General features: G+C 65.6%; 12 protein-coding genes. 4 read left to right on the top strand and 8 right to left on the bottom strand.

Features of this window, described 5'->3' with window-relative positions; translation table 11 throughout:
* Positions 1-202 precede the first annotated feature (202 nt).
* Complete coding sequence (locus ABFK29_RS03600) at positions 203-1,114, top strand: DMT family transporter (protein WP_005854728.1); 912 nt, start codon at positions 203-205, stop codon at positions 1,112-1,114.
* 7 nt (positions 1,115-1,121) lie between these two features.
* Here ABFK29_RS03600 and ABFK29_RS03595 read toward each other — a convergent pair whose 3' ends face one another.
* Complete coding sequence (locus ABFK29_RS03595; protein ID WP_005854726.1) at positions 1,122-1,799, bottom strand: DUF2161 domain-containing phosphodiesterase; 678 nt, start codon at positions 1,797-1,799, stop codon at positions 1,122-1,124.
* Between the two features lie 80 nt (positions 1,800-1,879).
* On the opposite strand from ABFK29_RS03595, the gene ABFK29_RS03590 reads away from it, so the two are divergent.
* Complete coding sequence (locus ABFK29_RS03590; RefSeq protein ID WP_005854724.1) at positions 1,880-2,887, top strand: TraB/GumN family protein; 1,008 nt, start codon at positions 1,880-1,882, stop codon at positions 2,885-2,887.
* Between the two features lie 30 nt (positions 2,888-2,917).
* Here the strand turns inward: ABFK29_RS03590 and ABFK29_RS03585 are convergent, their stop codons facing one another.
* From ABFK29_RS03585 to coaBC, 4 genes are all read right to left on the bottom strand, one after another.
* On the bottom strand, positions 2,918-4,927 hold the full coding sequence (locus tag ABFK29_RS03585) for a M3 family metallopeptidase (protein ID WP_005854722.1): 2,010 nt from the start codon (positions 4,925-4,927) through the stop codon (positions 2,918-2,920).
* A 162-nt stretch (positions 4,928-5,089) separates the two neighbouring features.
* On the bottom strand, positions 5,090-6,142 hold the full coding sequence (locus ABFK29_RS03580) for a HesA/MoeB/ThiF family protein (RefSeq protein ID WP_005854720.1): 1,053 nt from the start codon (positions 6,140-6,142) through the stop codon (positions 5,090-5,092).
* Positions 6,142-6,609 (bottom strand): dUTP diphosphatase, encoded by a 468-nt coding sequence (dut, locus tag ABFK29_RS03575; RefSeq protein ID WP_005854718.1) that lies wholly within the window; start codon positions 6,607-6,609, stop codon positions 6,142-6,144. The genes ABFK29_RS03580 and dut overlap by 1 nt, the downstream gene beginning before the upstream one ends.
* A complete protein-coding gene (gene coaBC / locus ABFK29_RS03570; protein WP_005854717.1) occupies positions 6,606-7,811 on the bottom strand; it encodes a bifunctional phosphopantothenoylcysteine decarboxylase/phosphopantothenate--cysteine ligase CoaBC in 1,206 nt (401 codons plus the stop codon). The genes dut and coaBC overlap by 4 nt, the downstream gene beginning before the upstream one ends.
* 99 nt (positions 7,812-7,910) lie before the next feature.
* On the opposite strand from coaBC, the gene ABFK29_RS03565 reads away from it, so the two are divergent.
* Positions 7,911-8,399: a putative metalloprotease CJM1_0395 family protein gene (locus tag ABFK29_RS03565; protein WP_050772333.1), complete on the top strand. Its 489-nt coding sequence runs from the start codon at positions 7,911-7,913 to the stop codon at positions 8,397-8,399.
* 9 nt (positions 8,400-8,408) lie between these two features.
* Here ABFK29_RS03565 and ABFK29_RS03560 read toward each other — a convergent pair whose 3' ends face one another.
* The gene (locus ABFK29_RS03560) at positions 8,409-9,203 is read right to left on the bottom strand and encodes a ChaN family lipoprotein (protein ID WP_005854713.1); all 795 of its coding nucleotides are present in this window, start codon (positions 9,201-9,203) and stop codon (positions 8,409-8,411) included.
* The gene (locus ABFK29_RS03555) at positions 9,200-10,078 is read right to left on the bottom strand and encodes an RNA polymerase factor sigma-32 (RefSeq protein ID WP_040603985.1); all 879 of its coding nucleotides are present in this window, start codon (positions 10,076-10,078) and stop codon (positions 9,200-9,202) included. Before ABFK29_RS03555 ends, ABFK29_RS03560 begins: the two co-directional genes overlap by 4 nt.
* A gap of 208 nt (positions 10,079-10,286) precedes the next feature.
* Here ABFK29_RS03555 and ABFK29_RS03550 point away from each other — a divergent pair, with 208 nt between their 5' ends.
* Positions 10,287-11,150 (top strand): glutathione S-transferase, encoded by an 864-nt coding sequence (locus tag ABFK29_RS03550; protein ID WP_040603984.1) that lies wholly within the window; start codon positions 10,287-10,289, stop codon positions 11,148-11,150.
* Positions 11,151-11,204: 54 nt separating this feature from the next.
* Here ABFK29_RS03550 and argE read toward each other — a convergent pair whose 3' ends face one another.
* Positions 11,205-12,362, bottom strand: a complete 1,158-nt coding sequence (argE, locus tag ABFK29_RS03545) for an acetylornithine deacetylase (RefSeq protein WP_005854706.1) — start codon at positions 12,360-12,362, stop codon at positions 11,205-11,207.
* Between the last annotated feature and the right edge of the window lie 233 nt (positions 12,363-12,595).

The raw sequence follows: 12,595 nt of genomic DNA, 5'->3' as shown, positions 1-12,595 counted from the left end.
GGCCGGACAGAGATGAAATACAGGGCTGAGACAGCGCCCTTGCAGATATGCAGGGCAGATGCCCGCCGCCTGCCATTTTCATTCTGCGACGCAGCGTCTAGTGTCTGCCAGTCCAAGATCCGAGTTTGCCATGCCCTCTCCTCAGGCCACGCCGATTCTGTCGGCCCGGCCAAATCCTAACAAAGGCCCCGAAAGCCAGAACATGCGCGGGATCGTCCTTATGGCGCTGGGGTTCTTCGCGTTCGCCGCCTGCGACGTGCAGGCTAAGTTCCTGACCGACACGCTGCCGCCCGCGCAGATCGTGTTCTTCCGGCAGATCGGCCTTTTCCTTGGTGTGCTGGTAATGCTGGCGATGAAGGGCGCGCACCTCCTGAGGTCGCAATTGCCCGGCGTACAGATCCTGCGCGGCATCTGCGCAGCGTCCTCGGCACTGTGTTTCGTGCTGGCGGTAACCTATGTGCCTCTGGCCGACGCAGTCGCCGTGACCTTCATCGCCCCGTTCCTCGTGACCTTGATGGGCGCGCTGTTCCTGCGGGAACCGGTCGGCCCGCGTCGCTGGGCCGCCGTGGCGGTCGGCTTCGTCGGGATGCTGATCGTGATACGGCCCGGGCTGGGCGTGTTTCACCCGGCCATCGGCTTCGTCCTGATCGCCGCCTGCTTCTTCGCGACAAGGCAGGTCCTGTCGCGAACCCTGTCGGGCGCGGACAACGTGATGACGACCGTTGCGTTCACGTCCATCACGTCGACGGTCCTTGTGGCCCTGGCTTTGCCGTTCGTCTGGACGACACCGGACACGCTGCAGCTCTGGCTCGTGATCCTTGGCCTGGCTTTGACGGCCGGTGTGGGCGAGGTTCTGGTGATCCGGGCGCTCGACATTGCGCAGGCGGTGGCGCTGGCCCCGATCCACTATTCGCTGATCATCTGGAGCACCTTCTACGGGTACGTGGTCTTTGCCGATCTGCCGGACGTCTGGACCTTTGTTGGGTGCGCCATCATCGTGGCGTCCGGCCTCTACACGCTGCACCGCGAGCGTGTCGCCCTGCGTGAAGGCCGCGCAGCCGCTGCGCGCGACCGGGCGTGCGAGGCCGCCGCCGCACCGCGGAACGGCATGTAGGGCGGGGCTACGCGCCGCCCGGCTCCCACGAATAGGCCCAGTGCACCAGTCCGTCGCGGCCGGCCTCCGACAGGTCATAGACGCCCGTCGCCACCTTCTCGAACCAGCCGTAATGATTGTCGCGCATCAATCCCGTAGCCCGCGCCACACCGGTCGCGGCAGCCACGTCGCGCCCCCGGCTGGGACCCGCCTCGGCAAGGTAGGCCGCGCAGGCCAGCGCGTCCTGACGATAGGCGGTGACGATGCCGTGCCGCGTGGCACCACCCTCGTTTGGATCGCCACGCAGCGCCCCGAACTCCCGCAGCAGATGATCGGATTTCTTGCGGTTCTTGCGCGGTGCATATGGTCCGGGGTCGCAAAGAACCTCCACCCGCCCGTCCGGCAGCACCACGATGAAGCCCAGACCCAGCCGTCGGCAAAGGTCACGGTTGTCCTTCAGCGCCCGCCGCGCCGTCTTGCCCGTGGGTTTTGGAACGGCGACGTAGACGTGGTCGGTCAGCTTCAGCCGCGCGCAGGCCTGGTGAAACAGCGACAGCGTGATACGCAGCTTCAGTTCCACGATCACCGGCGGATCGTCGCCGCGCACCGCCACCAAGTCCGCCGCGCCGACCTCTCCCTTGACCGTGTAGCCCTGCTTTTCCAGCAGGGACTTGACCGGTGCATAAAGCTCGCTTTCCCGTTCCATGATCGCAGTGTTTCCCGGGCTTTACCCCTTGTCCAGCGCCACACATGCGCAGAAAGTGCGGCTCAACCAAAGGAGCCTGTATGTCCCTGATGAAAACCGCCCGGCATGTCTTGCTGGGGCTGGCGATCACGACGCTGCCCGTCCTTGCGCACGCCCGTTGCGCCGGGGACGATCTGCGCCCCACCCTCTTGCCGGATGAGAAGGCCGAGGTCGATGCCCGCCTGGCCGAAACGCCCTACACGTCCGGCAACCACTGGATCGCCCGGCGTGGCGACGAAATCGTCCACCTTGTCGGAACGATCCACCTGTCGGACCCGCGTCTCGACGGCCCGACCGAACGGCTGTCGCCCCTGCTTGACGACGCCGCCGTCCTGCTGCTCGAGATGGCAGGCCCGGATCGGAAGACCATGGAAGCCAGCATCGCCAGCGACCCGGCCATGTTCATGTTATCGGATGGCAGCCTGCCCGACCTTCTGTCCGAGGACGAATGGCAGCAATTGTCCAGCGCGATGGCCGCGCGTGACATGCCGGCCTTCATCGGCGCCCGCATGCAACCGTGGTACGTCTCCATGCTGCTTTCGGTGCCGGCCTGCATGAAGGATCTGCTGGAACAGAACGACGGTCTCGACGTCCGGCTCGAAGCCATTGCCGAAGAAAAGCGGGTGCCGACCCTGTCACTGGAGCCTTGGGACACCGGCCTCGCGCTGTTCGCCGCCGTGCCGATGGCGGCGCAACTGTCCATGATCCGCTCTGCGCTGGCGCCGCCGGAGGTGAACGAGGACCTGTTCGAGACGATCATCACCACCTACTTCGAAGAGGCGCACGCCGAAAGCCAGCTGGTGCTCGAAGTCCTGTCGCCCCGCCTGACCCCCATGCAAGAGGAAGAGGCCGACGTAGTTTTCGACACGGTGAACAGCGCCATGATCGACGCCCGGAACCGCGCATGGATTCCCGTCATCCTCGACACGCTGGAAAGCACCGAAGGGCCGGTGGTCGCTGCCTTCGGTGCCGCGCATCTGTCCGGAGAGGAAGGGGTGCTGAACCTCCTTGCAGAAGAAGGATTCGAACTGGAACGCGCGCCGTTCTGAGCCGTGCCCGCCCGGCGCGCGCCCGTGGCATCAGGCCGCGAGGCCGCGCCCCTTCAGCAATGCATCGACGCCGGGCATCCGACCGCGGAACCCGGTGTAGAGGTCTTCTGCCTCGACCGAGCCGCCCTTGGACAGGATGAACTCTTCCAGCCGCTGCGCCATCCCGGGATCGAACGCATCGCCTGCCTCCTCGAAAGCGGCGAAGGCGTCGGCATCCATGACCTCCGACCACATGTAGCTGTAGTAGCCGGAGGAATAGCCGTCGCCCGCGAAGACATGGGCGAAATGCGGGGTGGCGTGGCGCATCACGATTGCGCGCGGCATCCCGATCTCTTCCAGCACCTGCGCCTGTTTCTGCATCGGATCGGCGGGTGCAGGACCGGCGTGGAATTCCAGGTCGACCAGCGCCGAGGCCACGTATTCGACCGTCTGGAAGCCCATGTCGTAGGTCGCAGCCGTCAGCACCTTGTGCAGCAGCTCTTTCGGCATCGGCTCTCCGGTTTCGGCGTGGGTAGCATATTCGGCCAGCACTTCGGGCACTTCCAGCCAGTGTTCGTACAGTTGAGAGGGCAGTTCGACGAAGTCGCGCGCCACGCTTGTGCCCGACACCATCTCGTAGGTCACGTCCGACAGCATCTGGTGCAGGGCGTGGCCGAATTCGTGGAACAGGGTGCGTGCGTCGTCATAGGACAGGAGCGCGGGCGACCCCTTGGAAAAGTTGCACACGTTGACCACCACAGGGATCTGCACGTCCGGGAACTTGCGCTGCGCCCGGAAGGCGGAACACCACGCGCCCGACCGCTTCGATCCGCGGGCGAAGTAGTCGCCGATGAACACGGCAATCGTATTTCCCTCGCGTTGCACCGTCCATGCCCGGCAGTCGGGGTGATACAGAGGAACGTCGAGCGGTTCGAAGGTCAGGCCGAACAGCCGTTCCGAACAGGCAAAGGCCGCGTCGATCATCCGGTCGAGCTGGAAGTAAGGCTTGATCTCACCCTCATCCAGATCGTGTTCCGCCCTGCGCCGCTTTTCCGCGTAATAGCGCCAGTCCCACGGTTCAAGCGGGCCGTCGATGCCATCCGCGTGCAGCATACTCTCCAGCACCTCCTGGTCCTTCAGAGCGGCGGCACGGGCCGGCGTCCAGACCTGCATCAACAGGTCGCGCACCTTGTCGGCGGTGCCCGCCATTTCCGTCTCCAGCTTGAAGGCCGCAAAATTCTTGTGACCCAGCAGGGCCGCGCGTTCTTCACGCAGCTTCAGGGTTTCGGCGGCGATGCCCCGGTTGTCGGTCTTGCCGCCGTTGGCGCCGCGCGCGGCCCAAGCGCGGAAGGCCTTCTCACGCAAGTCTCGGCGCGGGCTGAACTGCAGGAACGGCGTGATGACGGAACGCGAAAGGGTCACGCAGGGGCCCTTCCCGCGCTCTTCTCCCGCACCGCGCAGAGCGTTGACGACAAATGCCGGCAGACCTTCGAGGTCACTCTCGGACAGTTCCATGTACCAGTCGCGCTCATCCGCAAGCACGTTCTGGGTGAAGGCGGTGCCAAGCTCGGCAAGCCGCCCCTTCACGACCGTCATGCGCGCGGATTCGTCCCCGTCCAGCGCAGCGCCAGCGCGGACGAAGTTGCGGTGGGTCAGCATCAGCACACGCGCCTGTTCCGGCGTCAGGTCAAGCGTGTTGCGCGCCTCCCATACGGACTGGATCCGTTCGAACAGCGGCTTGTTTGAGAAGATGGCCGAGGAATGCGCCGACAGCCGTGGGGCATAATCGCGCATCAGCGCCTCGCGCGCGTCATTGCTGTCGGCACCGGCCAGATTGTAGAAGACGCCCGCCACGCGATCCAGGGCGGACCCGGTGTCCATCAAGCCCTCGATGGTGTTCTCGAACGTCGGCGGCTCAGGGTTGGCGGCCACCTTCTCGACCTCGGCAAGGTCTTCGGCCATGGCGGCGTCGAAGGCGGGGCCAAAGTCGGCATCGGAAATCTCTGCAAAGGGCGGCAGGCCGTAGGGCGTGTCCCATGTCTTCAGAAGCGGATTGGTCATGTCGGTCTCCAGGAGTGTGCACGAAAGCTATGCGCCCCGGCGCACCGCTTCAATCCGTTCCGACAGATCGACGGTCGCGACACGGTTCGGGGCGCGCCTGTGCCATCCTGCCGGTCGTCGCGCTCCGCGCCGATCACGAGGTGGCGAACGTAGGGCGGGGTTTCACGCCGCCCTACCCCCACAGTCCGGGCAGCCCGGGGCGGGTTTCAGCCCGATCTTGCGGGTCTCGCCCCAAAGCGCGTCGTAAATCAGCATCTCGCCGATCAGCGGTTGCCCGGCGCCCGCAATCAGCTTCACGCATTCGACGGCCATCATCGAACCGACCACACCCGGCAGAGGGCCCAACACCCCCGCCACCGCGCAGGACGGCGCAAGACCCGCGGCTGGCTCCTCGGGGAAGATGCAGCGGTAACATGGCCCGCCGCCCTCGGGATGGAACACGCTGACCTGTCCCTCCCACTGGCTGAGCGCACCCGAGACCAGCGGCTTGCCCGCCGCCACGCAGGCCGCGTTCACAAGGTAGCGGGTGTCGAAATTGTCGGTCCCGTCGAGCACGACGTCATACTCTTCCAGCAGGGCCGCCGCCGTCGCGGCGTCGAGACGGCGCTTGTAGGGCCGCACGGTGACATATGGGTTCAATGCCTCCATCGCGGCCTGCGCCGAAAACACCTTCGGCGTGCCGATCCGCGCATCCGTATGGATTACCTGCCGCTGCAGGTTGCCGCTGTCGACGGTATCGTCGTCGATCACGCCGATGGTCCCGACGCCCGCCGCCGCGAGATAAAGGAGCGCGGGGGACCCGAGGCCCCCGGCCCCCACGACCAGAACGCGGGACTGTTTCAGCCGCTTCTGTCCCGGTCCACCCAATTCGCGCAGCACGATGTGACGGGCGTAGCGGTCGAGCTCGCCGGGTCTGAACGCGCCAGGGTCCTGGATCGGGGCTTCGTCCGCCTCCTTCACCTCGGCGCGTTGCTTCAGCTTCCGCACGCCCCGGGCATAGATCAGCCCGAGCAGGACCATCGCGCCAAGGATCAGCCAGGGCGCGGCGCTTTCCCCAGTGGCCAGACGCATTGGATGGCCGAAGGGCAGGACGACATGCACCACAAGCACACCGACATACAGCAGGGCCAGCATGTAAAGACGCGCTTCGCGGCTTGCCCCCACCAGGCGGCCGAACCCCCAGATCAGGACGCCAAGACTGAGAACCAGAAGCATCAGCCGCGCCCCGTCGAACCGAAACCGCCCTTTCCGCGCGCGGTATCGGGCAGGGTGTCGGCCACCGAAAAGCGGCCACGCACCACGGGGGCCACAACCATCTGCGCGATCCGGTCACCGTGGCAGATCTCGAAAGGCGCATCGCCCGCGTTCATCACGATGACGCCCAGCGGCCCCCTGTAATCGCTGTCGATGGTCCCGGGTGCGTTGGGCAAGGTGATGCCGTGTTTCAGTGCCAGGCCCGAGCGGGGACGCACCTGCACTTCGTAGCCATCGGGAATGGCCAGGCGCAGGCCGGTCGGCACGAGGGCCCGGGCGCCGGCCTCCAGCGTCAGGGTGCCGCGGTCGGGAAGGTTCGCGCGCAGGTCCGCACCTGCGGCCCCCGCCGTCGCGTAGTCGGGCAAACCCAGAGACCTGTCTGCCTCCGGCTCCCAAACGAAGGCGATGTCGACGTCCTTCACAGTCATGATGGCACCTTCTTCAGCGCTTCGGCCAGTCGGTCGGCCAGCTTGCGGGCCACGTCGCTCTTGGCGGCACGCGGCCATGCCTCGGCCCCATCGGCGGTGATCAGGACCACAGCGTTTTCCGTGCCGCCCATGATTCCCGTCGCAGGCGAAACGTCGTTGGCCACGATCCAGTCGCACCCCTTGCGGGCGCGTTTCGCCGTGGCGTTGGCGACCACGTCATCCGTCTCGGCGGCGAAACCGACGACCAGCGCGGGCCGCCCTTCTGCCAGCTTGGACACGTCGCGCAGGATATCCGGGTTTTCCTCGAACTCCAGCACGGGAAGCTGTCCTGCCGTCTTCTTGATCTTCGAGGCCGAGGCCGACTTTACCCGCCAGTCCGCCACCGCAGCCGCGAAAACCCCTGCGTCGACGGGCAGCGCATCCATGACCGCCTCCCGCATCTCTCTGGCGCTTTCGACCTCGACCACCGTCATGCCCGTGGGCCGGGGCGCGTCCGCCCGGCCGGTGACAAAGACGACTTCGGCCCCCAGGTCGCGCAGCGCTTCGGCCACCGCCGTGCCCTGCGCCCCGGATGAACGGTTGGCGATGTAGCGAACCGGATCGATGGGTTCATGCGTGGGGCCTGAGGTCACCAGAACGCGGCGCCCCTTCAGCGGGCCATCCGACAGCGCGCCCTCGATCGCCGCGACGATCTCCAGCGGTTCCGCCATGCGGCCCGGGCCGAATTCGCCGCACGCCATGTCGCCCTCGTTCGGACCCACGATCCGGATGCCGTCGCCCCGCAGCGTGGCCAGGTTGCGTTGCGTGGCCGGGTGATCCCACATGCGGACGTTCATCGCGGGCGCGATCATCACCGGCGTGTCCGTCGCCAACAGCAGGGTCGAGGCAAGGTCGTCAGCATGCCCCCCGACCATCTTGGCCATGAGGTCGGCAGTGGCCGGAGCGACGACCAATAGGTCGGCGACGCGGGAAAGCTGGATGTGCCCCATCTCCGCCTCGCGCGTAAGGTCGAAGAGGTCGGCGTGAACGTCTTCTCCGGCAAGGGCGGCAACGCTCAAAGGCGTCACGAACTCCGAAGCCGCGCGGGTCATGACCGGCGTCACGGCGGCGCCGCGCTCTCGCAGGCGCCGGATCAGGTCCAGAGACTTGTAGGCGGCAATGCCACCGCCGATGATCAACAGGATCCGCCTGCCCGCCAGCATTCCATGCCCTTCCCGATATCGTGCGCCGCCAGCAGCGGCCTAGTCGTTCCTTAACGGGTGCACCCTACCCTCGTGCCCGAGGCAATGGAAAGGGCCACCATGGAAGGATCGGTCGGCAACGAAATTCACAGGGCGGGATGGGACGCCGTCGCGCCGCTGATGGCCGCCTATCACCAGAAGATCGCGGAGGCGCGGGAAGACTCTGCCGGGCTGTCCGGACCGGAACGAAAGGCAGTGTCCGAACTCAGGGCCCGCGACAGGGAAGTCCGCGCACACGAGCAGGCGCATGCGACAGTGGGGGGCCAGTTCGCCGGGGCACCGAGCTACACGTATCAGACCGGTCCGGACGGCAACCGCTACGCCATTGGCGGAGAGGTCCCCATCGACATCAGCCCGGTCGAGGGCGACCCTGAAGCGACCATAGACAAGATGGACCAGGTGAAGGCGGCGGCACTGGCGCCGGCGGAACCCTCTGCCGCCGACCGGCAGGTTGCTGCCCTGGCGGATGCGAGCCGAGCACAGGCGGTCGCCGACCTTGCCGCCCTGCGCTCCGCCGGCACTGGCGGCAGCGTCGATGTCACCGCGTGACTGGAAGGGTTAATTGCTGAACGCCGCGCAGGGATCGTCGCGTTCCGTCGCGGGCGCTGTATCCACCCGGTCGAATCCTCCCTCTGGCACGGCGCGTCCTTCCTCCCCCTGCGCGAGGGAAAAGATCCGTGCGTCCGGCTGCGCATAAGCCAGCACGGCGGGTGCGCCCCAGTCCTTGCGGGCATGGCCGTTGCCGGTGATGACCACCACAGGGCCGCCGGTCACGCCGAACGCCTCAAGGGCGACCGCCGCCAACCGCGCATCGCGAAGACGCTGGATGTTGACCATGCCCGGCAACATGTCGTCAGGAAGGGCATCGCAATGCGCCGCCTTCTGCAACGCTTCGCGGGCTGCCTGCTGATCGGCGGGCAGAGGACGGTCAAGCCCATACTGCCAGGCGTCCGCACCGAAAACCATCAGCGGTGCCTCCCCCATGCCCCGGCGCGCTTCCTCGCGGGGGAGAGCCGCGCCGAAGTGTTGTGCACCCTCTGCCGCGCGGAAGATTGGGTAGTACATGGAGAAATCGGGCCAGCCGTTTTCCTCCCACGACAGCGCCGCTTCCAATACCTTTTCGCTGGCCACGATTTCTGGCGTCAGGCCCACCGCGACAGGGCCGGAGATCATCTCCCACACCACTGCTTTCGGCTGGATTTCCCCAACGATCTCGGCCTGTCGGGCATGATGGGCGGGATTGTCGTGGATTTCCCCCAGGAACAACACGTCGGCATCAAAGTCCCCGTCGGCAAATGCCGCAGGGACTGAACAACCGACCGTCAGGGCGGCAAGGACAAGCGCATACTTCATGCGAGGAAGTGTTGCACTTCTCCGCTTTGAGCCTCAAGCGCCTTGCGCATCTTTCCAAACGCCGCCGCTTCTAGCTGACGGACCCGTTCTTTCGAAAGACCCAGCTCGTTGCCCAAGCTTTCGAGCGTCCGGGGTTCGTCGCGCAGCTTGCGCTCGCGGACGATAAAGCGCTCACGCTCGTTCAGCGACCCCATCGCCTGCACCAGCCAGTCGCGGAGACACTCCGTGTCATGCGAGTTCTCCACGATCTCCGCCCCATGCGCGCTGTCGTCTTCGAGGGTGTCGATCCATTCCCGGCCCTCGTCCTCGACCGACTGCGTGGCGTTGAGCGAGAAGTCGGACCCGGACAAGCGCCCTTCCATCATCTCCACATCGCGCAGCGGAACACCGATCTCCGATGCGATCATGTGACGAAGCTGGTGGCTGTCGAGCTGCGCCCCGATGGCCTGTGCCTCACGCTCAAGCCGCGCCTGCACGCGGCGCATGTTGAAGAACAGGGCCTTCTGAGAGGACGTGGACCCGGTGCGCACCATCGACCAATTGCGCATCACATAGTCCTGGATCGATGCCTTGATCCACCAGACGGCATATGTGGAAAAGCGGACGCCGCGATCAGGATCGAACTTGTCGGCCGCCTTCATCAGGCCAAGCCCCGCTTCCTGGATCAGGTCGTTCATCGGCGCGCCGTACCGCTTGAACTTTGCCGCCATCGAAATCGCCAGACGCATGTAAGCCTGGATCAATCGGTGCAGCGCGGCTTCGTCTTTTTCATCGCGCCACGCATAGGCAAGTCGCAATTCGGTTTCCGCATCGAGAAGTTCCGCCTTCATGGCCCGGCGCGAAAGGGTTTGATCGTTGAATCCGTCTAGTGGCATGAAACTCCCCTGTCGATGCGTTACCCTTGAAGTGGGATTTGTGAGTACTACGCATCAGCCATGAGAATGGTTCATTTGGCTGGACGATTTTTCGCACTATGGAAGCGCGCACCTCATGCCGATCGGTGATGGCGAGCGTCACGAACCGGAATTTCCTGCATCCCTCGCAATAGGTTAGCATTTCCTGGTGAATTCGAGAGGGAACGGAATGCCCGATACACTTTTTATTGGCGATTACGCTTATTCAAGTTGGTCCTTGCGCGGATGGCTGCTTTTCGACCGCTTCGGACTGGCGGTTTATTGCCGGTTGGTCGACTTCATGAAAGCCGGCGTCGCAGAGCAGATGCAGGACTTCGCACCGGCCCGGACGGTGCCTACTCTGGTCACCGAAGGGGACGGCGCGGTGATTTGGGACAGCCTTGCCATCGCCGAGGAACTGGCGGACCGTTATCCCGACGCGGGTATTTGGCCTGCCGACCCGGCGATGCGCGCGATGGCCCGTTCTCTGGCCGCCGAAATGCACTCAGGCTTCATGGCGTTGCGGGCGGCCTGCCCGATGAACCTGCGCACCGCCTATGTCGGGTTCACACCGTCGGACGACGTGACGGCCAACATCCGGCGGATCGAGACGCTTTGGACCCATGCGCTGGAGCGGTCGGGCGGCCCTTGGCTGGCCGGGCCGTATTCTGCGGCGGACGTGTTTTTTGCACCGGTGGCGGCCCGTATCGCCGGGTTCTCGATCCCGGTCGGCGACACGTGCCGCGACTACGTCGCGGCGCATCTGGCCGACCCGTCCTTCCGGCGCTGGCGGGCGCTCGGGCTGGTTCAGGGTGAAACCCTGCCGTGGTATGCGCAGGACCTTGAGGCCGCGCCATGGCCCGGCCCCTCGGTGCGTGAAGCGAAGGCGGTGGACAGCGGAGAGCCGGAGAACGACGCCTGCCCCTATTCCGGTAAGGCCCCCACGCACCTTATGCAGATGGACGGTCGGACATTCGGCCTCTGTAATGCCACCTGTCGTGACAAGACCGTCGCCGATCCGGAGGCTTGGCCTGCCTTCATGGCGCTCGTCTGACCGACAAAGAACCGATGGCACGTCGCCGGGACCGCCCCGGCGACTCCACGACCCTCAGTGCAGCGCACCTTCCATGCCCCTGAGCATGGTCAGACAGGCGTCAAGCTGGCCCCGCGCCACGAATTCGTCGGGCCGATGCGCCTGCTGGATGGAGCCCGGGCCACAGACGATGCACTGCGTGCCCAGCGACTGGAACAGCCCCGCCTCGGTCCCGAACGACACGACTTCTGTGCCGTTTGCGCCGGTCAGGCTGCACGCCAGTTCGGCGATGCGATTGTCCCGTTCCGGCATCAGCCCTGCAACCTCGCCGATCACTTCCCGCACGATGGAAGCATCCGGCGTGACCCGGCGCATGTCCGGAAGGAGAAGATCCGCATAGGCGTCGATCTCGGCCAGGACCCAGGCGGCGTCCTCGAACGAAACCGGGCGCATCTCCCACTCGATCTCGGCTAGACCGGCGATCACGTTGCGCGCCGTCCCGGCCGACATGCGACCGATGTTGAGCGTCGTCCACGGCGGCTCGAACGGGCTGGCTTCTGGCGCGCGGGTCTTGAGCGCGGTTTCCAGTTCCAGCAAACGGCCCGCGTAACGCGTCGCGCACGAAGCCGCATTCACCCCGAGGTCAGGCGCCGATCCGTGGCCCTCACATCCGCAGAAATGGGTGGTGTATTCGTAGCAGCCCTTGTGACCGTCCACGACGTTCATCAGCGTCGGCTCGCCAAGGATCACCATCCCGGGCCGCAGCCCGCGCCCCAGCAGCTCTGTCACCAGCGCGCGCGCACCAAAGCAGCCCACCTCTTCGTCGTAGGTCAGCGCCACGTGCACCGGAGCCGTCAGCCGCCACCGTGCGATTTCCGGGGCCAGGGCCATGACGCAGGCGATGAAGCCCTTCATGTCGCAGGTGCCGCGCCCATACAGCAGGTCGTCCCTTTCCCGCATGGAGAACGGATCGCCGCTCCAGTCGCTCTCTTCGCCGATCGGCACCACGTCCGTGTGGCCCGCCAGCACAAGACCGCCGTTGCCCTCCGGCCCGAAGGTCGCCAGAAGGTTCGCCTTCAGCCCTGTCACGTCCGACATGATCTCGCATCGGGCGCCGAATCCTTCGAGGTAGTTCGCCGCCCATGCGATCAGTTCGAGGTTGCTGTCCGACGACACCGTCGGAAACGCGATGAGATCGCCCAAGAGGGCTTCGGTCCGTGCCAGCAGCTCCATTATGCTCCTTTCACCCGGGAAACCGGGCCTTTGCCCATGAAATGACCTGACGGCGAAGCACGGTCAATGCTCCCTCCGACCCGTACTGGTCATCCCGCGACGGATCGGTTACCCAGTAGGCACCCTCGGCAATAAAGGCATTGCGCGCTGCTGCAGAGGCGAGCGGAGCCTTGGGCCCGGCCAGACGCGCTGATCTCCCGGCTTCGGTTTCTTGCAATGTTCCATGGCGGCGC

Source organism: Sagittula stellata E-37 (assembly GCF_039724765.1).
Taxonomy (GTDB): domain Bacteria; phylum Pseudomonadota; class Alphaproteobacteria; order Rhodobacterales; family Rhodobacteraceae; genus Sagittula; species Sagittula stellata.
Note: the sequence above shows the minus strand (reverse complement) of the source record. Positions and strands in the feature narration are given on the sequence as shown.